Annotated in this window: 25 protein-coding genes and 1 pseudogene; 16 read left to right on the forward strand and 10 right to left on the reverse strand. The window is 36.9% G+C overall.

Annotated features, from left to right (window positions below; translation table 11 throughout):
• The first annotated feature begins 82 nt into the window (after positions 1–82).
• On the forward strand, positions 83–343 hold the full coding sequence (locus IEV39_RS04850; protein WP_005230671.1) for a hypothetical protein: 261 nt from the start codon (positions 83–85) through the stop codon (positions 341–343).
• A 340-nt stretch (positions 344–683) separates the two neighbouring features.
• On the opposite strand, the gene IEV39_RS04855 is transcribed toward IEV39_RS04850, so the two are convergent.
• The 5 genes from IEV39_RS04855 to IEV39_RS04875 all read right to left on the reverse strand — a co-directional run bounded on the left by IEV39_RS04855 (position 684) and on the right by IEV39_RS04875 (position 4,212).
• A complete protein-coding gene (locus IEV39_RS04855) occupies positions 684–1,277 on the reverse strand; it encodes a phosphatase PAP2 family protein (protein ID WP_005286038.1) in 594 nt (197 codons plus the stop codon).
• A 243-nt stretch (positions 1,278–1,520) separates the two neighbouring features.
• Positions 1,521–2,342, reverse strand: a complete 822-nt coding sequence (locus tag IEV39_RS04860) for a hypothetical protein (protein WP_005286035.1) — start codon at positions 2,340–2,342, stop codon at positions 1,521–1,523.
• Positions 2,343–2,348: 6 nt separating this feature from the next.
• Positions 2,349–2,756 (reverse strand): hypothetical protein, encoded by a 408-nt coding sequence (locus IEV39_RS04865; protein WP_005286032.1) that lies wholly within the window; start codon positions 2,754–2,756, stop codon positions 2,349–2,351.
• Between the two features lie 252 nt (positions 2,757–3,008).
• Complete coding sequence (locus IEV39_RS04870) at positions 3,009–3,245, reverse strand: hypothetical protein (protein WP_227554500.1); 237 nt, start codon at positions 3,243–3,245, stop codon at positions 3,009–3,011.
• A 166-nt stretch (positions 3,246–3,411) separates the two neighbouring features.
• Positions 3,412–4,212, reverse strand: coding sequence for a hypothetical protein (locus tag IEV39_RS04875; protein WP_005286025.1), 801 nt, complete (start codon positions 4,210–4,212; stop codon positions 3,412–3,414).
• A gap of 488 nt (positions 4,213–4,700) precedes the next feature.
• Here IEV39_RS04875 and IEV39_RS04880 point away from each other — a divergent pair, with 488 nt between their 5' ends.
• The 4 genes from IEV39_RS04880 to IEV39_RS04895 all read left to right on the forward strand — a co-directional run bounded on the left by IEV39_RS04880 (position 4,701) and on the right by IEV39_RS04895 (position 8,248).
• Positions 4,701–5,834: an OmpW/AlkL family protein gene (locus tag IEV39_RS04880; protein WP_005286022.1), complete on the forward strand. Its 1,134-nt coding sequence runs from the start codon at positions 4,701–4,703 to the stop codon at positions 5,832–5,834.
• Between the two features lie 327 nt (positions 5,835–6,161).
• Positions 6,162–6,581, forward strand: coding sequence for a hypothetical protein (locus IEV39_RS04885; RefSeq protein WP_005286020.1), 420 nt, complete (start codon positions 6,162–6,164; stop codon positions 6,579–6,581).
• 324 nt (positions 6,582–6,905) lie between these two features.
• Positions 6,906–8,012, forward strand: a complete 1,107-nt coding sequence (locus tag IEV39_RS04890) for a minor capsid protein (RefSeq protein WP_005286018.1) — start codon at positions 6,906–6,908, stop codon at positions 8,010–8,012.
• Between the two features lie 20 nt (positions 8,013–8,032).
• Positions 8,033–8,248 carry a hypothetical protein gene (locus IEV39_RS04895; protein WP_005230645.1) on the forward strand — a complete coding sequence of 72 codons (216 nt, stop codon included), beginning with the start codon at positions 8,033–8,035 and terminating at the stop codon, positions 8,246–8,248.
• 74 nt (positions 8,249–8,322) lie between these two features.
• Here IEV39_RS04895 and IEV39_RS04900 read toward each other — a convergent pair whose 3' ends face one another.
• Positions 8,323–9,465: a multidrug effflux MFS transporter gene (locus IEV39_RS04900; RefSeq protein ID WP_005286014.1), complete on the reverse strand. Its 1,143-nt coding sequence runs from the start codon at positions 9,463–9,465 to the stop codon at positions 8,323–8,325.
• A gap of 101 nt (positions 9,466–9,566) precedes the next feature.
• Between IEV39_RS04900 and IEV39_RS04905 the strand changes: the two genes are divergently transcribed.
• The 11 genes from IEV39_RS04905 (at position 9,567) to IEV39_RS04955 (ending at position 21,060) form a co-directional block, all read left to right on the forward strand.
• On the forward strand, positions 9,567–10,334 hold the full coding sequence (locus IEV39_RS04905; RefSeq protein ID WP_005286011.1) for an AraC family transcriptional regulator: 768 nt from the start codon (positions 9,567–9,569) through the stop codon (positions 10,332–10,334).
• A 222-nt stretch (positions 10,335–10,556) separates the two neighbouring features.
• Entirely contained in the window at positions 10,557–10,799 is a 243-nt protein-coding gene (locus IEV39_RS04910) for a hypothetical protein (protein WP_005230642.1), read from the forward strand.
• A gap of 375 nt (positions 10,800–11,174) precedes the next feature.
• Positions 11,175–11,492: a hypothetical protein gene (locus tag IEV39_RS04915; RefSeq protein ID WP_005286008.1), complete on the forward strand. Its 318-nt coding sequence runs from the start codon at positions 11,175–11,177 to the stop codon at positions 11,490–11,492.
• A gap of 295 nt (positions 11,493–11,787) precedes the next feature.
• Positions 11,788–12,234, forward strand: coding sequence for a hypothetical protein (locus IEV39_RS04920; RefSeq protein ID WP_005286005.1), 447 nt, complete (start codon positions 11,788–11,790; stop codon positions 12,232–12,234).
• Between the two features lie 615 nt (positions 12,235–12,849).
• Positions 12,850–13,380, forward strand: a complete 531-nt coding sequence (locus IEV39_RS04925; protein WP_005286003.1) for a Csu type fimbrial protein — start codon at positions 12,850–12,852, stop codon at positions 13,378–13,380.
• A 71-nt stretch (positions 13,381–13,451) separates the two neighbouring features.
• On the forward strand, positions 13,452–14,156 hold the full coding sequence (locus IEV39_RS04930) for a fimbrial biogenesis chaperone (RefSeq protein WP_005286000.1): 705 nt from the start codon (positions 13,452–13,454) through the stop codon (positions 14,154–14,156).
• A 9-nt stretch (positions 14,157–14,165) separates the two neighbouring features.
• Positions 14,166–16,625, forward strand: coding sequence for a fimbria/pilus outer membrane usher protein (locus IEV39_RS04935; protein WP_005285997.1), 2,460 nt, complete (start codon positions 14,166–14,168; stop codon positions 16,623–16,625).
• Positions 16,616–17,635 (forward strand): Csu type fimbrial protein, encoded by a 1,020-nt coding sequence (locus IEV39_RS04940; RefSeq protein ID WP_005285994.1) that lies wholly within the window; start codon positions 16,616–16,618, stop codon positions 17,633–17,635. The genes IEV39_RS04935 and IEV39_RS04940 overlap by 10 nt, the downstream gene beginning before the upstream one ends.
• Positions 17,636–18,014: 379 nt before the next feature.
• The gene (locus tag IEV39_RS04945) at positions 18,015–18,356 is read left to right on the forward strand and encodes a hypothetical protein (protein ID WP_032883253.1); all 342 of its coding nucleotides are present in this window, start codon (positions 18,015–18,017) and stop codon (positions 18,354–18,356) included.
• 1,099 nt (positions 18,357–19,455) lie between these two features.
• A complete protein-coding gene (locus IEV39_RS04950; RefSeq protein WP_005285991.1) occupies positions 19,456–20,049 on the forward strand; it encodes a DUF4142 domain-containing protein in 594 nt (197 codons plus the stop codon).
• Between the two features lie 384 nt (positions 20,050–20,433).
• Complete coding sequence (locus IEV39_RS04955; protein ID WP_005285989.1) at positions 20,434–21,060, forward strand: glycine zipper domain-containing protein; 627 nt, start codon at positions 20,434–20,436, stop codon at positions 21,058–21,060.
• Between the two features lie 77 nt (positions 21,061–21,137).
• Here the strand turns inward: IEV39_RS04955 and IEV39_RS18475 are convergent.
• The 4 genes and pseudogenes from IEV39_RS18475 to IEV39_RS04970 form a co-directional block, all read right to left on the reverse strand.
• Positions 21,138–21,224 (reverse strand): annotated as a pseudogene (locus IEV39_RS18475) (SOS response-associated peptidase); the annotation flags it as partial.
• Positions 21,225–21,254: 30 nt separating this feature from the next.
• The gene (locus IEV39_RS04960; RefSeq protein WP_005285987.1) at positions 21,255–21,503 is read right to left on the reverse strand and encodes a CPCC family cysteine-rich protein; all 249 of its coding nucleotides are present in this window, start codon (positions 21,501–21,503) and stop codon (positions 21,255–21,257) included.
• Positions 21,504–21,758: 255 nt separating this feature from the next.
• Complete coding sequence (locus tag IEV39_RS18480) at positions 21,759–22,187, reverse strand: hypothetical protein (RefSeq protein WP_005285985.1); 429 nt, start codon at positions 22,185–22,187, stop codon at positions 21,759–21,761.
• A gap of 12 nt (positions 22,188–22,199) precedes the next feature.
• The gene (locus IEV39_RS04970) at positions 22,200–22,418 is read right to left on the reverse strand and encodes an excalibur calcium-binding domain-containing protein (protein ID WP_032883162.1); all 219 of its coding nucleotides are present in this window, start codon (positions 22,416–22,418) and stop codon (positions 22,200–22,202) included.
• Between the last annotated feature and the right edge of the window lie 42 nt (positions 22,419–22,460).

Raw genomic sequence — 22,460 nt, forward strand, 5'->3', positions numbered from 1 at the left:
AAGCAGTTGAATGATTTTTGAGCTTGTTTTTTGATTTTTTGTGGTATAAAAATATCTCAATTATTCAACTTGAGAATAAAAAATGTCTGAACAAAAATATCATTGGTACTTGATTGGTTATACTTTTAATGATGCAAGCCATAACGGTAATACTAGAAGTTTCAACATTCAGCTGCCCTTAGAGTCATTTCTGCCGCCTGTATCCAAAACAAAGCTGAATGAACTGAATGCGATTGGAGCCGAATGGATCAAGAAAAGTGATCCTTCAACCCAACCTGTGAACTTGTTTGCCATGTCAATTTGTTATCTGGGGGAGATGACTCAAACTCAGTTTAATGCTTAAAGCCTTAGAAATGTCTGATGTGTTTTTTAAATATTCTTTTTAAACACCCTCTTAATATGAATGTGTTTGAAAAAATAGCAGTCTTTTATAGCTACCCAAATAGTTATGGTTGGTCAAAAGCAGTAGGAAGTAAACAAATAGTTATAAATTTAAGTCGAAAGTTTTCACTTTTTTTACTGCCTGAATAATTTGTATAAATAGAGAGTTTCAACTAGGGGTTGAAAAAGTGGATTTAATTTCATATTTAAAAACTACTTGTATAGAAAAAGCCCTCGACAGAGGGCTTTTTGTTTAATATTGATTGAGGATATAAAAACGATAGATTTTTAACTTTGAATTATTAACGAATATATCCATTTTTTAATAATTTTGAGAAAGCTAAATTGTATAGATGTATGAGCGGCTTAACGATATATTGTCCATATGATGTCCACAATGGCATGCCTAAGAGATTAAGTAAAAATGCGATGGTAAATGCGCCAAGCATATCCAGAGGAAAATGTACACCTAAGTAAATTCTAGACCATGCAACCAACCAGGCCAGGCCTAAAAATATTAAACCGACAGCTCTTTTTGAAAATAACAGTGAAAAAGCAATCGTACTAAAAAAGAGCATATGACTACTTGGAAATGATCCACTTGGTGCATGGTCGATCAGTGTTCTTCCGACTTCCAGGACAAAAGGGCGTGGAGAGTAGAAATAGCCAGAAATTATTTTGCCAATAACAAAGGCCAATAGGGTAAAAAAAGTTGCTTTTATAATTTGTTTTTTTACATTGAGGCCGCCTTTAAACCAGCAGATAAGGAAAAATAGAACCACGATATAAAACAAGTCATTTGCTATGAATATAGCCGTTTTAATCGTCCAGTCAGAAGCCACTTCCGGGGCATTTAATGAATGAAATAAACTTAAATTTAAACGCTCTAAAGACATACAATTCACCTAAACAAAACTGGAAAAGTATATCAATTTCGGGGGCTCACTTCGGAAGAGGATTGCTGTGTCTTTGTTAAAAACCGAAATTGGCATGAACGGTCATAGCACTATTTTGATCAGTGTAGTTTCGCCCTGACTCTAAGGAATGAATGGGAGATGAGGCTATTGAACCTACTATAAATTAGAATGATGCCAAGGTTTAGCCAGTGGCATCATTGATAGGATTTAACTTTTGACCGATCAAGGTTGGGTTAAAGTCGTCAGGATATTTTCGACCTGATTGCGAGAGAGGTTCAGTGTCGATAACGAATAGTATCTATCTTTATAATTGAAGTGAACGTTGTAGATATCGGCATTATTATCTGTCTTTAGTGTTTCTATGGTCATTGGAACATTGTTGATGTTATAGTTCAGACTTTCTTTGTACACCTCAACAATCGAACTATTATTAGGATTCAGGTACATTTCAGTAATTTCCAACTTCTGTTCTCCTTGACCCTCATACAGGCGATACAAAGAGTTGTATTTACCTTCATTAATTGCCCCAGAATACCATTTACCAGTCAGATCCATACCGGGTAACAAATTATCGGTATTGGTCGGTACAAAGTCTAAAGCTTTCTCTTGCTTTAACGCTGCTCTTTTCTTATCGAGATGAGAAAATTCATGCGTAATTTTACCGCCGCTGAAACTGCCATAACGGTTTAAGTTATCAAATTCTTTAGCAAGGGCTTCTTTCTGACTTTTTGGTAAATTTGATTCAGCAAGGGTGATATACAAAACACCATCTGGGTATCTCTGACGTAAAGATTTCAAATCCCGCTCGAAAGATAAAATGGAAGAACGTGTCGAAGGAAGTGCTTGAGTGTTAACTACCGTCTCTCGCTCATGATTTAAGCTTTTCATTTCTGTCGAAGCAGTATTTTCCGAAGGTATGGCGTCTTGTTTACCATTCCCTAATCTTTGGGTTTCTACAACGCTTTGAGACTGGATAAATAGCACAATAGATACAAGAGCCACAATGATGAATGCAAGGATAAGAAAAGTTTTTTGTTTATTCATAATATCTTATAAAATTTGACCAATTTTGCCGTTACAGTCTTTTGCTGATGTATATTGTGAAACAGCACGACCACTGTCTAGTGTTTCATAATGCGTTCCCGAGACATTCCAGAATCTGTTATCTGTTGTAGAGTCTACAAAACCCGCTCTTACCCGATAGCCGTCCGGATTGCTTGAGTGATCGGTACGGATATTCCCGTTAGTTGCTTTTTGATCCGTCTTGGCATACATATTTTTATGTTTACCTGTTAAAGCATCATAAGAAATGGATTCGTTGTACCAGCCATAACCAATTTTTGGAACATAGAATTTACAGTTGCCTCGACTAAATGTTTCGGCAGGAACGGTAGCGGAAAATACACAGGGCGTTGCTACAATTAAGCAGGTTAAAAGAAGTAGGTTTTTTAAAACCATTTATTTTACCTATAATTTATGACTGGATAGAAGGCTTATACTGAATATTGTTTTCCAATTCATCTTATATATTTTTATAAAATGTAAATAAATAAAGGTTTAGAAAATTTTATTAGATCCATTATTTTGTTAATATATTGAAAAATATAATAAAACACATTTTTTTGCTAATCGTGTTTTATTATATCTAACCGCTGAATATTTTTAATTTTTATGTGAACAGTAGAGTAATTGCTTTAAATAATGACTGAATCATGCAGAGAAGGGAAAGCCAGCATAAACAGCGGAGTACCAGTGAAACAGATACATCACGATAAAATAAACAGGAAAAAACCATAACAACTTTTTCCGTTTACTGGTCCAGTATTTATAGCCGTATATCGCGCCCAAAAGTGGGGAAAGCAACAACACGGTAAAATATACATAATGAAAGACACTCACACCATGATCAAGCGGATAAAACCGCTTGGTCAGTTGAAAGTAAGTCATTTCAGCACATGCTGACACTATAAATGCGATAACTATGCCTAAGATTGCAAATAAAAATCTCATGGTTTCGCCTTAAAACGTTAGATAGGGAGTGGAATTCGAAAAAATGAACTTAACCGCCCAAGTTCAAATTTTCGAATATCTTAAAAACGAAAAGAATCAAAGTTTAATTTAAAAGTTTGCTGAGTAAGATATTCTTTTCTCTATCAAATCGGGGGATTTCTGCGATATCTCGAGGTAAATAATTTATCTTGCAGTCTTCCATCAATTCATCGGGGATTTCATCCCATTGCGCAAAAGGCTTAGAAGAGATTTTTTCGAAAATGCTGGCTGTAACTTCCTGATTAATTTTATATTCTGTGTTGACCAGACTTTTGGCTTTTCCAATGCTTAAGCCATCCTGAAATCTTTCAACAACTTTTTCAGCCTCAGTACCCAAAGCGCTACAATATCCCGCCCATTCATCTTCAAGTAAAGTGGGCGTTTTATTGATAAATTCAGCGATTTCTTTTCCTTGCGCATTATAAAAACGCAGTATCTCTCCTTCAAGGCTATAACTTCGTGTTTGTTCAATGACTTTTTGAAATTCCTCAGCAACACTATAGCTTGCTATCGCTTTGACTTTATGAAAGTTAATAGAATTAAAATGTACTTTTCTGCCATCCCGTATCATTGAGGCAGTGTAATGGTAGGGGTGAGCATAACCCATAATACTTTCCGATCCGATATCAACACCAATTGTTGGCGCAGGTGCCTGGTTTGTATCTACCATTAAAGATCCTAATTTTTTTAACTGAAATTGATGATTACATAATGAATAGGCTGAATCAGAACATAGTTCATAATTTTCTTCCTCTGTCAGTTCTGCTGCTGTGAGAGGCTGATAGGCTTGCAATAGTTCTGTATCTTTTGTTGAACAGCCGAATAGGGTGGTAAAACATAATAATGGAATGAAAAGTTTGGTCATTAGAATCAAGTGATACAAATATTTTAAAGGCGCAAATCATAGGATTCTTCTTTACCCTCTAAATGAGAAATATTTTCATTTTTTGTAATCAGAAATAGAGTTCAATCGTAGATATTGTTCATTTTCGTAATTCATATAACTTAAAATTATGTTTTTATTGATAAACCAACACTTTAAAATTAACTTCTTCCTTCTGACTCTAAGACTTCAAAAAGATTACTTAATCGCTGTCCATACTCTATGGGATACGCATGAGGTCTTATAAGTATGCGATGGCTGCTAAAGCCTAGGTTAAGCCATTGTATTTTATTCCCCAACTAAATAAATAATAATCATTCTTAACTGATACATTCTGCTTCGACTTTTTCTCTTTCCCGCATTGATTATGTGTAAATGCTATCTGTCCGAAATTTTACCATTTGTTAAAAAATCTAAATATAGTAAAGGAGGGTTAACGGGAACCCTTTTAAATAACTCAAGGAAAAGAAATGAAAATATTAAAAATAGTCGGCGGAAATATACTCGCCTTCGCAGTTATTGCGGGAACACAGACAGTACATGCAGAATTTAAGCGGTTTTCTGTCTCAGCGGGTTGGTTGCATGTCATGCCTCAAGGTAAGGCAAATCCCTTTAATATCAATACTGCAGTTGCGAATGGAACGAGGGCTAAAGTAGGCGCCATTTCTACAACGGCTTTTATGAAATCCATAGATCCAAATGCTACACTGGCAACCGGGGAAAATGCCAAGGAAATTCTGGATATGGTGTTCAGTCATCCTGTCGATCAGGACGGTAACCCACAACAATCGATAGGTCAGATATTAGGCCTTGTTGATGAAAATGATATGGTTTCGCCTGATATCACCGGTACTGCCACGATAAACGGATTAGAACGATGGGAGGCACAAGGAACTGGGCTGGAGGCTGAGGATGTAGATACTTTGGGACTCATGTTTAATTATTATATTAATGACAATGTGTCTTTACAATTAATTGGCGGCATACCACCCAAAGTCGATATTAAGGGGAAAGGTGAAATTAGTGCGCCGTTATCCGGTTTTGCAAATCCGGAAGGTTTGGCCGCTGGTGTGATTGGAGATAAGTTAGATTTATTACAGGATATTCCCATCACTAATCTTGGCAATAAGTCTAAAGCTGCTTCAGTACGTGCCTGGACGCCTGCATTAGAAGCTCAGTATCAATTCGGCAAATCAGGTGTAAATAAATTACGGCCATATATTGGTGCTGGAATCATGTATTCACGCTTCACTGATATAAAGCTAAATCATCAAATTCACGGTGATTTAATCGCTGCGGGGCATATGATTCAGAATGTTCTGGATGGTCAAGCCGGTGCGGCTCTAGATGGGAAAATTTCTAGTGCAAATCCTTATGTTAAAGTAAAAACAACCGATGCGATTGCACCTATAGTTAGCTTGGGAGCGACCTATGATTTCAATTCAAACTGGTATGCAGTTGGTTCAGTGTCCTACGCCAAGTTAAACAATAAGGCGAATATTGATGTAATCGATAAAAATACTGGGAAAAAATTGATTCACGCCTCAACCAAAGTAGATATTGATCCCTTGATTACATTTTTAGGTGTGGGATATCGTTTTTAGTTAGCCCATAAATAAGAAGGCTCGGATTGACCGATTAGTGCTTCAAGTCTAGTAATAGATCTAAGTCCGATGTTTTGTTAGAGACAAATTAGTAATAAAAAACCATAATTTAAAAGTTATGGTTTTTTAGGTTATAGCCATGATTTAGGATTTAAGCAATTTTTATAAAATATATAGTTTCATCTGCTTGAATGGACTGTTGTGCGAAAGTAATAAGAGTTCTCTGTTACAGCTATGAGCTGGCAATAATAAATACATAACTAGATTTTTTGTTAAAATTATATAAAATTTATATACTCCAATAATTTATTTAAGCATTTTCATGTTATGTATAGAATATTAATACTTCTTCTTAGCTCTGTAATTGCAAGTTTAGTGTACAGTGCTGAAGATTTTTTTGACAAAAAACCTTCTGTCCTGATACTTAAAGACAAAGAATTCCAAAATCCTAAAAACAGTAGTGAGGTCGTTGATTTTTTCAATTTATCGAAACAACAAAAATTATACCGCACCAATCAGCTCTTTAAACAGGCCGAAAAAGATAAAGATGTGATATTTCAAACATCTAATCTAAGTGATTATGATAAAGCCCAGTATTCTAGGGAAAATAAATTTTCAAACTTCAAAGGCTCTTCTCCCCACATTGAGCCAACACCAAATCGACAGGTAATTTCAGAAGAAGAATATCAGCAACAAATGGAGCAGTATAGAAAAACGCATTACGTTGAAAGAGGTTTTATATTTTAATCATTGATCAATCAGCATCTATCTCCATATATTTTTCAAAATTAAAGATGCTCTATTCAAATTGCTTTTAAGGTCTGTACCCACTTCGGTGGGTTTTTTAATAGCTAGAATTCGTAGATCATCAAAATTCTCATATACGGTTGATGCTGAGTTTCAATCTTGCTAAATAACTTTACCAAGCTGTACTAGCGGGCAAGAATTCATTCTGGACATACTGAAAGAAAATATCTGGTGATCGGAAAATTACCACAATCTGAAGATCAAGATGAATTAGAACGTCTAGCAGTAGAACAGGAGACTTCACCGCTATAGAGGTAACGGTTTATGGCCAATCATGATAAAAAAATTCTGTTTAATATTCTGACCCAGCATCAGGCCTATTTATATCGTGCCGCTTCACGCGCTGTGAATGAGCTGCTTGGCATCTTTAATGATGAAACGATGGATATGCTGAGCAGATTAAATGGTCTACTCGATCAATTAAATACTGTTGAAAAGATTGCTGTTGCGGGTGGTCAGTACACCACCGCAAATCTACGTGCGATCCAGAAACTGATTCAGCAATGGTTTAATTCAATTGATATTGCTATATCTGAAAGGTTTACAGTATCAGCCATTTCATTTGCCGGTTATGAAGCCAATTATATAGCCAAACTTTTCGGTTACGCCAAGAAGGTCGATAAAGGCGAACAGCTTTATATAGAAGCAAAACATATACCTTTGGCAGGCGGTGCGCTGGTAGATGAACTTTTATCTAAAATTGCTGAAACTGCGCGTCAGAGAGTGGAATATGCAATTCGGGATGGCATGAATACTGGCATAAGCAATCACCAGATTATTAAACGGCTTCGTGGAACCAAACGGTTGAAATATGAAGACGGGCTTTTAAATAGCAGCAGAACGGATATTGAACGTACGGTAAGAACCATACGTAGTCATGTCTCCAATCAGGCTTATTTAAACAGTTTTAAAGAACTGGATATTCAATATATCCGCTTCATCAGTGTACTGGATGGGCGAACTTCAAAACTGTGTGCCGTCCTGGATGGTTCAGTCTGGAAAATTAATGATCCAACAAAACGTATCCCGCCATTACATCCGAATTGTCGGAGTACGTTGGTACCGGTTGATAAAGATGGGCAACTTATAGGGCAACGTCCTTATGTAATGGATGAGCGTAAACTGAAGGATATTCCTAAACATGAACGCGCGCAGTTGACTGGCCAGTTAGATGCAAATATCACGTTCAAGGAGTTTTTTAACAAAACAGATGACTTCTTTCAAAAAGAATGGCTTGGCCCGAAACGTTATAAGCTCTACAAAGAAGGAAAGTTTGATTTTGATAAATTCTTTGATCCTGAAGGCGAGCTGTATAGCTTGGAGCAATTAAGGCTTCTGGATGAGCAGACCTTTAAAGTGTTGGGAATTTAAAGCAAATTGAGGTGTTTAAAATGTCAAAAGTATCAGTCGTGGAATGTAAGAAACGCAAGCAAGCGTTGGAAAAGGCGCTCACTGTTCAGATTGCAGAATTGGTCAATCAGTTTGAAATTGAGACCGGAGTAAATATTCAAGATATTTACCTGAATTTTACCGATGTGTCTGAGATCGACCGTCCAGATAAATATGTTTTTACCAGTGTTACGGTCAGAACGCAGGAATCTGACTAAGCTGATTGATCAAATTCAAAGGGCTTTTATCAATCTGATTAACTGAGAAAATTGTCACAATGCTGTTTATTCGCTTATTTTAATGAGTTTGAATCTAACTGCGGCTTAAAAAATAAAGCAGCTAATGCACAGACACTAAGTACCAGTCCTAATTGTTGCACCAGACCTGCAAGGCCAAGCATGCAACCCAACAGTAAATAATAAGTCAGTCCAAATAAGGCGCCTGCTTTACCAGCATGTTCTCGATAATGTCGTAGTGCCTGACTCAAAATATTTGGGATAGCAATGCCATAGGCAACAACAATGCCTGCAACAGGGATTAGAATCCATGCTGTTGTTTGTAAAGCCCAGGCAATAAGGCTAGCGAGCAACGCCAGCTTACAGGCCTGAACAACCAGTTTTTCTGGTCTAATCTGCGAGGCAAGCAGTTTTGCATTAATGAAACTACCCATCAGGGCAGAGATTGCCAGTAATAATCCCGTCCATCCAAATGTTGCAGAACTCCAGCCAAGATTGTTAAACAGGAATGGCGCTAGGCTGTAGTAGCTGAAAATCATTGTATTAAGTAGAGCAACCAACATGGCATTTCGCCATAGTGAGGAATCATGAAACATTTTTACAGCTAATGTTCCTATCCGAATATGGGGTGAATGAACAGGACGGGTTTCAGGGAGCAAAGTAGCACTGAGAATCAGCAAAAACAGGGCGAGTAAGGATAAGGCGATAAATACCCCCATATACCCCCAATGGCTCACCAGCCATCCTCCACTAACCAGACCAAACACAGGACTGAGGGCCAGTGCTGCGCCCATCAGTGAAAATACTCGGGCTAATTTTACCGATTCATAACTATCCCGAAGCATGGTTTGAACGACCACAGATCCTGCTGCCGCGCCAACGGCGGAAAACATACGGGCAATTAATAATATCCTGAATTCTGTTGTTATGACTGCGAACAGGGTTCCGGCCGCATAGCAGATCAGCCCTAACAACATGGCAGGGCGTCTACCAATTTTATCGCTGGCCCAGCCCCATACTGCGACACCTATTGCAAATGCGATGAAATAAACGGAAAGGGTTTGCGCCGCTTGTTCATGACTGACAGCAAACGAACTGGAAATGTACGGTAGTGCAGGGCTGTATATAGTTTCAACCAGTTGCGGAAACATAATCAGCAGGGTTAATAACCATAATGGGGGACGTGCTGAAACTTTCATGCCATGTCTTATCTCTAAAAGTATTGATTGGGCATTATTGTTGAAACCGAGATGTCTGATTACAATAATAAGGACTAGATATATTTATTATTGGACAAGGTGTGAAAATTGCAGCGGATGCTCTTTTTGATCCGGATATTTTTTCTGATCCCGTCATTGGGATTGCCTCTGAGATGGGGGTACATGATTCCGGTCGGCATAGTCACCGTCGCCATCAGTTACTTTTTTCGGCGGCCGGCAGTATCACCATAGAATTAGATCAAACGCTGTGTTTGCTTCCACCACGCCGTGCAGCCTGGATTCCTGCCGGCACAACACATCGCGCAATCATGCGTGGGGTGATGGCGTATCGCTCATTGTATTTTTCACCGACAGAGACCTTCGCTCAATTGCCATTGCAGATCGTTGAGGTCAATCCTTTATTTTTTGAAGTTATCGAAAGGATGGCATTTTGGCCCTGGGGCATGAAGGTAGAACAACAAACCAGTCTAATCACGGTTTTTACTGAAGAAATACAGGCGGCAAAAACTGAAAACTGGCAATTACGCTATCCTTTAGATGGACGACTTGATTTATGGCTGGACAATGTTCGTATGGGCGAGTTACCGCCACGGTTGAGCCAAGTTGCGCAAAGGGTCGGTGCATGTGAACGTACGATTAGCCGAATATTTATCCGGGACACAGGAATGAATTACCAAAGCTGGAGACAGCAGTGGCGATTATTGAAAGCGATGGAGATGCTGTCGGAAGGGCTGCCAATAAGTCAGATTGCCCAGCACCTCGATTTTGTCAGTGATAGTGCATTTATCGTTTTTTTTCGGCAGCATATCGGGACAACTCCAAGCCGATACCTGAATAAAACCTATTGAGAGAAAACGAGCAAAATAATCAAGACTGGAACAGGTTTTATCGCGAGGATTTTCACAATACGTGTAGTTTCTATTTTGTGCGTTCTGAGCAGGAGAAAAGTAGTCATTGTTAAGTACAGTTTTTATATCAGGATTTCTCATATAAAAAATGAAATATCAATAGTTTAATCTCAAATCTTGTTGGTTGAAGTGGTATAATATTTTTCCACAAAGGAGCCTTAAATGCCCATCATCACCCTACAAGATATTGATTCAGGAGAGATGATCAAAATTAGGCAAGTTGTCGATCCTAAAGTTGGGATGGACATAAATTGTCAAGTTAAAATTATCCCAGTCTATAAATGGTTGTATCTGGAAAACGGGGACCTACTACCAGATAAGCTGCAAGACAAATTGAAAAAACCCATAGTTAACCAGATGATAGATGAGCGCTATCTCATCTATAAGATAGACAATCAACCCTAGACCGCTGCAAGGCGGTTTTTTATTGTCTAAAGAAAAGAGCTGAGCATTAAACAATTTATAAAAAGCCCTACACATCAAAACTAAGATGAATATACGATTTTTCTTGTGATGTATCACTTAATCATCAATAAAATTGATAGTTCCTAACTTTTTCTTTCATCCGTATGACCTTATCCTAATCAAAACTAAGCATAAAATTATTGATAATCTCGATTAATTTTACAGAATTAAAAGAAAGGTACATTACTTCAGAAATGTGCCTTTTTTGTTTTTTACGCGCTTAGTGTTTTGGTCTTTTATTTTTGTATGCGACGTAGAGATGACTTCAACCTATGTGTTGAATATCAAAACTTAGCTAAATGTTGGTAACTTAAAATGAATAAAATGCATGTCATTTTTTCCGTAATTATTGGTTTAATTGTTGGTGGTATTCTTGGCGCTATTGGCTACTCTAAAACTGCTGCACGTTATGATGTAATGACTACTGCATGTGTAATGGTTAATCAGGCAGTGGAACATCAAATTTTAACTACTGAACAGGTGAAACAGTTAGGTGCATTGACTGGTCAGAGCTTAAAGAAAGATTATGCATCGGTTGCATCGAAATTTAAATTCTCTGAAAAGAATTTAGCGAATGCATCAGAAGGTTCAAACTGTAGTCAGTTTGTAGTTGGTGTTAATTCAGCGAAGTAAGAAATGAGAAGCCCACGAGATGTGGGCTTTTTCTCTTAATGATTTATTGCTGGTCATTAATAATTTGTCGCATTGTCTCAGTTTTTTCCTTCTGATCAGGACGTTTATACTCTTTGGAGATTATTACTGCTATGCAGCATGTCCAGCGATCAAACTTATCTAAGCAGTTGCAAGCATCAAACAGATAAGCTTTACGGGAAATCGTTTATTCTAAATCAGCCAGTTGTAAGGTTTGTACTGCTACTCCGTGCAGATTAGATAAATATTGAGCTCCCTGTAAGAGCTACTCCAGACCATGAAAAATTTAAAATTAAAACATTACTTGGCGCTTACTCTAGCTCTTTCGGGCATTTCTGCGATCTGCTTTGAATCCTTTACAAAAGGCTTTGTCACCTATGTACCGTATGGCGGTGGTGAATTTGTTTACTTGAGAGAAATGCAAGGCTCAAATGAAGACGAAAGCGTACTGTTGTGGTTCTTCGGGATCATAAGCATTTTTCTTGGCAGCATAATGTATCTTCTAAAGAATACTACCTATGTTCTGAGTATGGGGTTCTTTGCATATGTATCCTTGTTTCTATGTACACTCATGACAGATAGCGATCCTCTGAATCAACTTATTATAAATACGGTCAAGTTTGATCATAATATTTACCTGATCTTGTGGTGCCTTTCATTTGCTCTCTACACAGGGATTTTTCTTAAACTATTTATTCAAAAAGGTAAGTTAAGCGACCAATAAATATATCAAATCATTAGTCAGGTCACAGTTTTTTATTAAAATGAATACATGTCATCATTTTTTTGATTAGTCGTAGAGTATATTAATATGTAAATAAATATTTAAATAATAAGTGAGAATAGTAGACGGATTAATTTATTATGGCTAAACAATCAATCATTAGGTATACAAAAACATTAAAACTTTCTAAAAAAATATTTAGTTAATCATCAAAGGCTTGTGTTAGGAAATAATAAAACTGTACTTTTAATATATTTTTTAAATAATAAAGAATTAAATAACCTAATCTTATTTCATTGAAAATTCAAGAATAAATTTATGCATGATGACTTGAGAATAACTATATTTCATCTTAATTAAAATATAGGAAAAACAAATATTTAAATTTATTGTTTTTTTGATGTAAGTAATTGGTTAATTTGGGTGAAAACAGTATTGTTATAGCAATTTTAAATGAAAAGTAGTGCTTTAATAAAAGTTATTTATGTATTATGCCAAAAATAGGGTAAAAAAATAAGCTCTAAAAGAGCAGTCAAATTAAAACGATTGTAATGTTAAGGGTTAGTTTTTTCACATCTATTCATTCCAACAATTTAATGTAAAAAGGTTTAAACCATGAAAAAGACTTTTTATTATTTATCAGCAATTGCTGTTGGGTTATTTTCTCTCAATACAGCAAATGCCGCTACAGCAACGGGTACATTGACTGTTAGAGCGACAGTAACCAATAGCTGTGTTTTAAATACCTCAGCCACAGGTACCACTTCAAATGCAGTCTTAGACTTTGGCACATTAAGTTCACTTGCGGGCAATGTAGACGCAGACACCACAACCACAGGCGGTACCCCGATCAGAGTCCTTTGCAATAACACCGTACCTTGGACCTTGTCATTTGATGGTGGACAGAATGTTTTATCAACCCAACGTCGTATGATCGGTGGAGCAACCACGACCGAATATATTCCTTATAACCTTTTCTCGGACACGGGTCGCGCAACAGCAATCGGTATTGCCACAACTGCCTACAGTGGTACAGGGACGGGTAATGTTCAAACTGTTAACGTCTATGGCCGTATTCCAGCCGGCACCACTTTACCAAGCGCTGGAAGTTATTTAGACACAGTAACAGTGACTGTAACTTATTAATGTTTATAAACAAGAACTACTGTTAGCCCTTTGAAAGGGCTAATGCTTTAAAAGATTTATTTGAGTAAGTCATGAAAAAAAACATCATTATTATTACAAGTTTATTCTTATCTCTATCTAGCACTTTGAATGCAGCTACAATCCGAATTTCACCTGTGAATGTAGAATTATTGAGTAATCAAAATGCTTCTTCGATCAGTCTGTTTAACCAGTCGAATGAAAGTACTGATTTGCAGATTCGCGTGTTTAAATGGATACAAAACAATGGACAAGATGAGTTAATTCCGACCGATGAGATTGCGATTAGCCCGCCTTTTTTAAAATTAAAAGCGAATGATTCTTATAACTTGCGTGTAGTCAGAATTAATCCGGCAGCGATTTCTGGTGAAAAAACCTATCGTATTATTATTGATGAGTTACCCAAGCCAATGGATAGCCGTAAAACCGCGCAAGGCCTAAATGTATTACTTCGCTCTTCATTACCCGTTTTCGTGGTAGATAAAGACGCGATTACTCAACTGAACTGGAAAATAGATCCTGATCAGAAGACGCCGTCTTTAAAGATGAGCAATATTGGAAATCGACATGCGCTTTTAAATGATTTAACGCTTGTTGATACGACCGCAGGAAAAAGTTATCCCATAAAAGTAAACACCGTAAATGGTTATATTCTTGGCCAGCAGAGCCGAAGTTACCCGATTGATAATTTTACATATCAGCCAACTCATAAATACAATATATCTCTGACAATAAATGGTAAGAAAACAACATTTTAAGAGGCTTATATGAAATACATTATAGGTGTCTTATGTGTTGCATATCTTCCTGCATATTGTTTTGCTGAGCAACTTCAAGATCATACCAATACCGCAACTCCTCATGTGCCAGATGCGATTAATCGCAATAATCAGTTTGCACAAGCAAAGGATGCCGGACCGGAACAAGATCTTAACTTTACTCAGCTTTTCTTAAATATTTCTATGAATGCCAATGCGTCCGAAGACTTGGTTGCAGTGAAACAATCTAAGCAGGGCAAGTTGTATATCCGTGCCCGTGACTTAAAAGCATTAAGACTGAAAATAGATGAACAGACGCCTGAAAACCAATGGGTGTGTATTAATGATCTACAAGGCATCCAGTTTCAATACCTTGAGAATGAGCAGGCTCTAAAGTTAAAGGTTCCTTCGAGCATGTTGACAGGCTATGCAGTGGACCTCAATGGCCAACAGATCACCAGTCCGGATTTGCTCAAGATGAAACCCTTAAACGCGGCTATTCTCAACTACAGCCTGTATAACAGCATCATCAATGACGAAAATACCTTTTCCGGGTCCGTTGAGGGCATTTTTAACAGTGCGATCGGTAATTTTTCTTCAGGCGCTTTATATAATGGCAGCAATGACAATAGTGATCGCCATGAAAAATGGGTACGTCTGGAAACAAAGTGGCAATATGTCGATCCTGAGAAGATCAGGCTATATACCCTGGGTGACTTTATTTCCAATAGTCCTGACTGGGGTAGTAGTGTACGTCTTGCCGGTTTCCAGTGGTCCAGCGCCTATACCCAGCGCGGTGATATTGTGACCTCGGCATTGCCGCAATTCTCCGGTTCGGCTGCACTGCCTTCAACACTTGATTTATACGTCAACCAGCAAAAGATTTATTCAGGACGGGTGCCTTCAGGACCATTTGATATTAAACAGCTTCCGTTTATTTCCGGGAATGAAGTTACGCTGGTGACTACCGATGCAACCGGACAGCAAAGTATTACCAAAAAACCTTACTATTTTTCCTCCAAAATTCTGGCAAAAAACATTAATGAATTTTCAGTAGACGTCGGGGTTCCACGTTATAACTATGGGCTAAAATCAAACCAATATGATGATGCTACCTTTGCATCCGGTGCGATCCGATACGGTTACAGTAATTCACTGACATTAAGCGGTGGTGTGGAAGCTTCCACAGATGGTCTTTCGAATCTCGGTACAGGATTTGCCAAGAATATTTTGGGTGTTGCAGTAATTAATGCGGATATCGCAGCAAGCCAGTATAAAGATGAAAACGGCTATTCGGCCTTGCTTGGCCTGGAAGGACGAATTAGCAAGAATATTTCATTTAACAGCAGTTACCGCAAAGTATTCGATAATTATTTTGACCTTGCCCGTGTTTCTCAAGTCAGATATTTAAAATATAACCAGATCAATGCTGAATCACAAAACTATCTGAGCTATAGCGCACTGGCAGATGAAATTTTCAGGGCAGGGATTAACTATAACTTTTATGCAGGCTATGGCGCTTATCTCGGGTATAACCAGATCAAATATAGCAATAATTCCTACAAATTGCTGTCTGCCAATTTAAGCGGAAGTATTAACAAGAACTGGGGATTTTATACCTCTGCCTATAAAGACTATGAGAATAATAAAGACTATGGCATTTACTTTGCGCTGCGCTATACACCATCTAGCAAATTCAATGCAATCACGAGTATATCCAGTGACAGCGGCCGCTTGAATTATCGCCAGGAAATATTTGGTTTGTCAGAACCGCAAATCGGTTCATTTGGATGGGGCGGTTATGTGGAACGAGATCAGGATGCCAAAGAAAATAATGCTTCACTCTATGCTTCTTACCGTGCTCGTGCAGCCTACCTGACCGGACGTTATAACCGCTCTGGAGATAACGACCAGGTGGCACTTTCAGCGACGGGCTCACTGGTTGCGGCAGCGGGACGCATCTTTGCAGCCAATGAAATTGGCGAAGGTTATGCAGTTGTGACCAATGCCGGACCGCAAAGCCAGATTCTAAATGGTGGGGTTAATTTAGGTTCTACCGATAAGGCCGGTCGGTTTCTCATTCCTAGTCTCATGCCATATCAGGAGAATCACATTTATTTAGATCCATCCTATCTTCCTTTAAATTGGAGTGTTAAAGCGACAGACCAAAAAACCGTGGTCGGCTATCGCCAGGGAACCTTGGTTGACTTTGGTGCGCATCAGGTTATTTCTGGATTAGTCAGACTTGTGGATCAAAACAACTCACCGTTATTGCCCGGCTATTCGGTCCGGATTAATGGAGAACAACAGAGTGTAGTGGGTTATGACGGTGAAGTATTTATTCAAAATCTATTAAAGCAAAACAAACTTGAAGTTGATCTTCTGGATCATGGCTCGTGCCAAGTTGACTTCAGCTATAACAGCAATCAGTACTCAACTCAGAAATTGGGACCTTATATATGTCGATAAGAATTTTTAATAAGACTCAAATAGAGAGCGACAAGAAATTTCCATGGTTTTTAAAATACCTCCTCGGTATTTGCTTGTTTTATCTGTTTTACGCATTTTTTAGTCCAGCCCATGCTGACTGTACGGTAACTGGGACCACCAACAATACTTTTACCTATACCGCAGCAAATATTAATAGTGATGCCACCGTAAACCTATCAGGAACAATAACTTGTACGACTTTGGGAATTCCCCAGACTTCTGCTTATATGTGCATGAAAACCGTTTTTACCGGAACAACCAATAGCCATAATAATGTTTCACTCCCTTATACGGTAGCCGCTACAGTAGGTGGGGCAGGGTCTACCACCACTAACCAAACCTCTAATGTCTGGTATGGGCCCGTAAGAACCGTGGCTTCAAACAATATCATTAATTACTCAGTGAACGTGAAAGTGCCTGCCCGAACAGGATCGCTTGTCGCCTATCCACAAGGAACATATACGGCTACAGTCCGTCTGTATTGGGATATGGATGCGTTGGGCTTAGTGTGCGGTGATTTAATCGGTGGCTGGGATTCAGGTGATACACTGCTCACAGCTAACTTCGTGGTTCCAAGTTTGTGTCAATTAAACTCAACCTCAAATGTTGATTTTGGCAATATTAGTGATATAGGTGTGACAAAAAGAGACTACATAACTCAAGGGGCTGTGAATACCACGTGTAATTATGGAACACCCTATAGTATTTATTTAGGCGATGGTAATAACCGTATAAGTGGTGGATTTAGGCGCATGAGCAACGGTAATAATGGATTTATTCCGTATCAGCTCTATAAAGATTCTAGTTATAGTACGGTATGGGATGCTACAGGTGGTGTCACCAATGTTGGGGGTGCAGGAGGCGTCTCAAAAACTGGTACGGGTAGCGCGCAAAGTACTCCTGTTTATGGAAAAATTCCGCAAGGTACCAGCATTGCAAGCACTCCAGGGAATTACTCGGATAGTGTGGTGGTTACGGTCACGTATTAAGCCATTTCAAAAATTCAAAACTCAACTCGTTTCTAAAAGACCGCTTATTGAAGCGGTTTTTTAAGGTCTTGTGCGCAGCTTTTCACTCAATCTATTTTTGTCAGTTCGAACATTAAACGTTCCAACTAAGCAGATTTTGCTACCAGAAGGCCTGTTGATATACATGTTATGGGTGTTCTATTGTTAATACAGTGAGCGCAACTAAAAATTGCAATTAAAAAGCACGCGATGTTGCTCAATCAAAATGAAAAGGTTTGCATATAATTGATAAATATGAAATATTGATCTCAGTCAAACTAAGCTTAAAAAGCAAGTTTAATCATTTTCTTTCAAAACCCACAAAAACCTCTTGTGGGTATTTTTTTGGGACATGCTACTGATGAAATGGATTTCTTTATTCACTTTTTTGTTCATATCAAACACAAGTTTTGCTTATGAAATTACTGAGCATAGAGGCAAATGTTTTTTGCAAAATGATAAAAAAACGTTTTCCTGCTCAATTCAAAAAGGTAAAAGTTACGGCGGAAAGTTTGTATATATCGAATTTGATCAGAAAGAATATTTGATTGAGCAATCAACTTCTTGTGGAGGAGTATGTAAGCCTTACTTAGGCACTACACCAGAAGATGTATTGGTTGCAAAAAGCTATAAACACAGTGATTGGAATTGTTATAAGCAAGAAAAAGGAAGTATGAATATCTGCTACAAGTTAGATAAATAATTCAATTTTTCAGTGTCATCTATAAAAGCTATTTAGAAATACTTATTTCAGGGAGTTAACTCATTCAAATCATATGGAACGAAATAATGCAGTGAACCATACATTACTTACACATAAATCATTAGAAAATTATAGGGCTACATAAGTGTAGGAGTAAAAATTTGTGGTAGAAAATAAAAATGATGTTCTACATATAAATTGCAAAAGATCAACTCCAAGCTTGATCTTGAGTGTTATTGCTTTACATTTATTTGAGTAAAAAATAGCGGCAAGTTGATAAAGCTTGTCGCTATTTTTCTGTTTTGGATACAGAAAAGACAAATAAAGAAACCTTAGTAATAAAAAACAACATTTGTATAACAAGAGTTCTGTGATAGAAACATTATTTTGATTTTGCCAATACTGATACTTGATAAGAACAGGCATAATTCGGTTGGTTTGATAGCGTAAGCCCTAGTGTGATCACTCAGGGCTTTTTTTATTGATTTGATGGTTGGTCTCTGATTAAGCAGTTGGAGCATAAACACGGGTAGAGCATTTGATTTCTCCTATATTCTTAGATGATTTAATTTGTAACTTCAAATTGGAATGTTTTCTATTTTCAGCATGCACAGCTCATTCGATATCTACAAAAATGCATGTCACTGTTTGTGTGCAGTGTGTGAATTAAAGTCTTTAGGAGATAGGAGAATGTTTTAATATAAATACTAATATGTTGAATTGATTTAAATTTTATTTAGATATGTTTAATTTAAGCTTTAGTATCTATAAGTAAATACAACGAACTTTATTGTTAATTTTGTAAAAATAAAAAATAAAAAATATTTTTAAGTTTATGTTTTTTAAAATTATATATATTTTATATTTACATTAATAATATTGGATACAGATGTATGATTCTTTATTGAATTTATATCATCTACTTTAAATGAGCTATTAACCCTTTACGAAGAATATTCACGAGTGGCATAAGTATGGCTGTTTAAAATTATGAACAAATGACCCCACTCTTGAATTTACAAGTAGGGATATAGAATGGAAATATGAAAAAGCTTCCCATAAGTGGGAATGCTCATGAATTAAGTTAAAGGATATTAGTATGAAAGCTATTTTAACGAAGAAAATTATTAGCTGTGTCGCAGTTAGTGGTATTTTAAGTTTTAGTACATTTGAGAGTATGGCAGCGAATCCACAAACTATAAATGATGAAAAGAATCACTCTAAAATATTAAATGAAAACCATGAAAATCTGACTGATAGTCAAATTTTTAAGATATTAAGTACAGCTAACAATGGTGAAATTAAGCAGGCGAAAACTGCATTGCCAAAGCTAAAAACGGATAAAGCTAAGAAATATGCTGAAATGATGATTAATGAACATTCAGCCAATGAAAAAAATGCACAAGCATTAGCAAGTCGTTTAAAGTTGAGTTCACAAGCCAGCCATCTTAGTAAATCATTGCAAAATGATAGTGATAAAATTGTTAGTAAGCTTAATCAAACAACATCAGATACTGATAAAAATTATATGATGAGTCAAGTTGAAGGTCACCGTAAAGTTTTGACGATCATTAATAAGCAGTTGATACCAAACACGAAAAGTTCTGAATTAAAAAATATGCTCGTACAAACACGTGAGGCCGTTGCGAAACACCTAAAAGCGGCTGAAGATACATTTAAAAATATGAAGTAATATACAATCACAATATCTTTTAAAAATATTTTTAAAAAGTCTAGTATTAATTAACTAGGCTTTTTAAAATTGCGTATACATAAAATCATTATTTCCAGCAGGGTAGTGTAAAGCTTGAATATTATGGGTAATGTTTAATCTAGAGAAATATAATGATTATGGGGTGAAGGACGATATAATCGTGAAGACTATTTCAACAAGAATTTTTATTGATGATAAATATTTTTTAATTAATAACATCTCCTTACTTAATAGCGACAGTTGTGAAACATAGCTAACCTAAAGGTGAATTATACTAATAATCATTAAGCATATTTCAAAAGTTATTTTAATATTCTAGCTCTTTTGAAAGACACGAGATTTTAAAATATAAGGAGTAAGAAAATGGTAAATACAAAAAAATCAAATTTAGATGGTAATCATACGACTCAAAAAGAGCCATCTTCTAATGGTAATGTATCAAATAGCAAACCGTTACAAGACACTTCATCCACAATTGATAATGCTCGTCCAGATTTAAACTCTCCACCGGCTAATAACAATCATGTACCCGATATGAATGAAGGGGGAGAGAATTTGGTTGCTACAGGTGCAGGAACCTTGGGAGGAGCGGCGGTAGGTGCTGCATTTGGTGTTGTTGGTGGCCCTCCAGGTGCTGTTGTTGGGGGGATTATTGGTGGTGTGGTAGGGGCAATAGCAGGTAATGACATAGCCCAAACAGATAATAAACAAGATGATAGTGATTACTGGCAAGATGATAATTATTGGCGAGAAAACTATAAAAAAATGCCATATTATACTGAAAGCAAGAATCTAGAATATGATCGTGATTATCGTGCGGCTTATCGTTTAGGTTATGAAAATCGCGTGCATAATAATGCAGAAATTAATTTTTCCGAGGTTGAATCTACATTGAAAACTAAATGGGAGCAAGTTAAAGGCAGTTCACGTTTACAGTGGGAGGAAGCCAAATTTGCTGTAAAAGATGGATGGGACAAAATTACTCCTTAAGTCATTTAATACTTAGAAAGTCTCCTCTATGGGGGAGACTTTGCGATGCTATATTTTTAAGCTAATTTTTATTTTTAAAGATCGGTTTTATAGTTGAAAGTTGGCTCAAGTAGATTAAGTAACTGTGCCCGATTTCGAGCTATTGGTTCGTAGCTTGCGCACATTACAACCTCCATTTTTATAAATAACACACTCTAACCCTTCGGAATCTCTTCATCTCTCGGCTTTCTCACATCCTTAACAAATCGTTTTTCCTTGGCACCATACTTTTTAAAGTTCTCACGGGCTTGGTTTAGCGAAGGTAGGTTTGCACCGCCAGCGTAATCATGGTCTTCTGCTTGCACAGGATCATCTTCCCAGAAGCATACAGAGCAGATAACATAGTCGCCGTTTGATGGCTCATCTCTGGTTAAATAGCCACAGCATAAACACGGGTAGAGCATTCTATTTCTCCATTAATTCTTATGAGCTTTTTTTCTCAAGCTTTTCAGCAAAATTAGAACTCAAATACACTACATTCTTTGGCTCCACCAAAGAGACATTTTTCTCTTCATCTATCACAGCACATAGGGTAGAACCGCATAAGATGCGGTAATGTTTTAGGTTGGTTTCTACACCAGTTATTCTTACTAATGGTAAATCTTTAATATTATTAAGGATAAGTTTTCCAGAACTTGAACCTTTTTTCTCTAGATGATTTAAGCCTGTAAACTTGATAAAAATAAACCATAAATAATTGCCATAAGCATGATTGATGAAAAAAAGCCATTTTCAGTCTCAGTTTTTGAAATCTGATTGTGAATATATGGTTTATATTCAAGACGGAAATCAATTTTCTTACGAACAAAATTGGCAATTTTCTCAGACATTCGAGATCTTATTTCCAAAGAAGTGTCTATATAACGAATAAAAAAATAGCAAAAAATGATTAGAAGGGAATATGCAATTGGGTTCAATCCTTTAATGTAACCCCAGTAAATTTTGTCTTGAACGCTAAATCCTAGAACTATAGGGTCAACATAGAATGTGTGTAATAAACCACCTAAATAAGCTTGCCCAGATACAAATAGAAAAATAGCAATTAAAGAAATAATGATTGCTGTATCCAATGAAAAATTAAACTTCATATTCTTTCCTTTTTATTTCTTCTTCGGGTAATTCTTGCCATTCCCACCTGGTAAGCAATCACATGCTTTACTATCTCCATCGTGGTCTAAGCTTTTCCAGCCAGTTTGCCCAGATTTTTTTCTTTGCTCATACCAAGCTTGTGCTTCTTTTTGAGTTCCAAAGTCAGAGCAATTTTTAGCTTGCAAAGAAAAAGGAATAAATAAAAATATTACTAATAGAATAAAATTCATTATTACCACTTAAACACAGTGTAAATTTTACTAAAAATAGTT

This window comes from Acinetobacter courvalinii, assembly GCF_014635545.1.
GTDB lineage: Bacteria > Pseudomonadota > Gammaproteobacteria > Pseudomonadales > Moraxellaceae > Acinetobacter > Acinetobacter courvalinii.

Excerpts from the sequence above, each read along its gene's own strand:
- IEV39_RS04850 (WP_005230671.1), top strand. The coding sequence starts at position 83 with ATGTCTGAACAAAAATATCATTGGTACTTGATTGGTTATACTTTTAAT.
- IEV39_RS04855 (WP_005286038.1), bottom strand. The coding sequence starts at position 1,277 with ATGTCTTTAGAGCGTTTAAATTTAAGTTTATTTCATTCATTAAATGCC.
- IEV39_RS04860 (WP_005286035.1), bottom strand. The coding sequence starts at position 2,342 with ATGAATAAACAAAAAACTTTTCTTATCCTTGCATTCATCATTGTGGCT.
- IEV39_RS04865 (WP_005286032.1), bottom strand. The coding sequence starts at position 2,756 with ATGGTTTTAAAAAACCTACTTCTTTTAACCTGCTTAATTGTAGCAACG.
- IEV39_RS04870 (WP_227554500.1), bottom strand. The coding sequence starts at position 3,245 with ATGACTTACTTTCAACTGACCAAGCGGTTTTATCCGCTTGATCATGGT.
- IEV39_RS04875 (WP_005286025.1), bottom strand. The coding sequence starts at position 4,212 with ATGACCAAACTTTTCATTCCATTATTATGTTTTACCACCCTATTCGGC.
- IEV39_RS04880 (WP_005286022.1), top strand. The coding sequence starts at position 4,701 with ATGAAAATATTAAAAATAGTCGGCGGAAATATACTCGCCTTCGCAGTT.
- IEV39_RS04885 (WP_005286020.1), top strand. The coding sequence starts at position 6,162 with ATGTATAGAATATTAATACTTCTTCTTAGCTCTGTAATTGCAAGTTTA.
- IEV39_RS04890 (WP_005286018.1), top strand. The coding sequence starts at position 6,906 with ATGGCCAATCATGATAAAAAAATTCTGTTTAATATTCTGACCCAGCAT.
- IEV39_RS04895 (WP_005230645.1), top strand. The coding sequence starts at position 8,033 with ATGTCAAAAGTATCAGTCGTGGAATGTAAGAAACGCAAGCAAGCGTTG.
- IEV39_RS04900 (WP_005286014.1), bottom strand. The coding sequence starts at position 9,465 with ATGAAAGTTTCAGCACGTCCCCCATTATGGTTATTAACCCTGCTGATT.
- IEV39_RS04910 (WP_005230642.1), top strand. The coding sequence starts at position 10,557 with ATGCCCATCATCACCCTACAAGATATTGATTCAGGAGAGATGATCAAA.
- IEV39_RS04915 (WP_005286008.1), top strand. The coding sequence starts at position 11,175 with ATGAATAAAATGCATGTCATTTTTTCCGTAATTATTGGTTTAATTGTT.
- IEV39_RS04920 (WP_005286005.1), top strand. The coding sequence starts at position 11,788 with ATGAAAAATTTAAAATTAAAACATTACTTGGCGCTTACTCTAGCTCTT.
- IEV39_RS04925 (WP_005286003.1), top strand. The coding sequence starts at position 12,850 with ATGAAAAAGACTTTTTATTATTTATCAGCAATTGCTGTTGGGTTATTT.
- IEV39_RS04930 (WP_005286000.1), top strand. The coding sequence starts at position 13,452 with ATGAAAAAAAACATCATTATTATTACAAGTTTATTCTTATCTCTATCT.
- IEV39_RS04935 (WP_005285997.1), top strand. The coding sequence starts at position 14,166 with ATGAAATACATTATAGGTGTCTTATGTGTTGCATATCTTCCTGCATAT.
- IEV39_RS04940 (WP_005285994.1), top strand. The coding sequence starts at position 16,616 with ATGTCGATAAGAATTTTTAATAAGACTCAAATAGAGAGCGACAAGAAA.
- IEV39_RS04945 (WP_032883253.1), top strand. The coding sequence starts at position 18,015 with ATGAAATGGATTTCTTTATTCACTTTTTTGTTCATATCAAACACAAGT.
- IEV39_RS04950 (WP_005285991.1), top strand. The coding sequence starts at position 19,456 with ATGAAAGCTATTTTAACGAAGAAAATTATTAGCTGTGTCGCAGTTAGT.
- IEV39_RS04955 (WP_005285989.1), top strand. The coding sequence starts at position 20,434 with ATGGTAAATACAAAAAAATCAAATTTAGATGGTAATCATACGACTCAA.
- IEV39_RS04960 (WP_005285987.1), bottom strand. The coding sequence starts at position 21,503 with ATGCTCTACCCGTGTTTATGCTGTGGCTATTTAACCAGAGATGAGCCA.
- IEV39_RS18480 (WP_005285985.1), bottom strand. The coding sequence starts at position 22,187 with ATGAAGTTTAATTTTTCATTGGATACAGCAATCATTATTTCTTTAATT.
- IEV39_RS04970 (WP_032883162.1), bottom strand. The coding sequence starts at position 22,418 with ATGAATTTTATTCTATTAGTAATATTTTTATTTATTCCTTTTTCTTTG.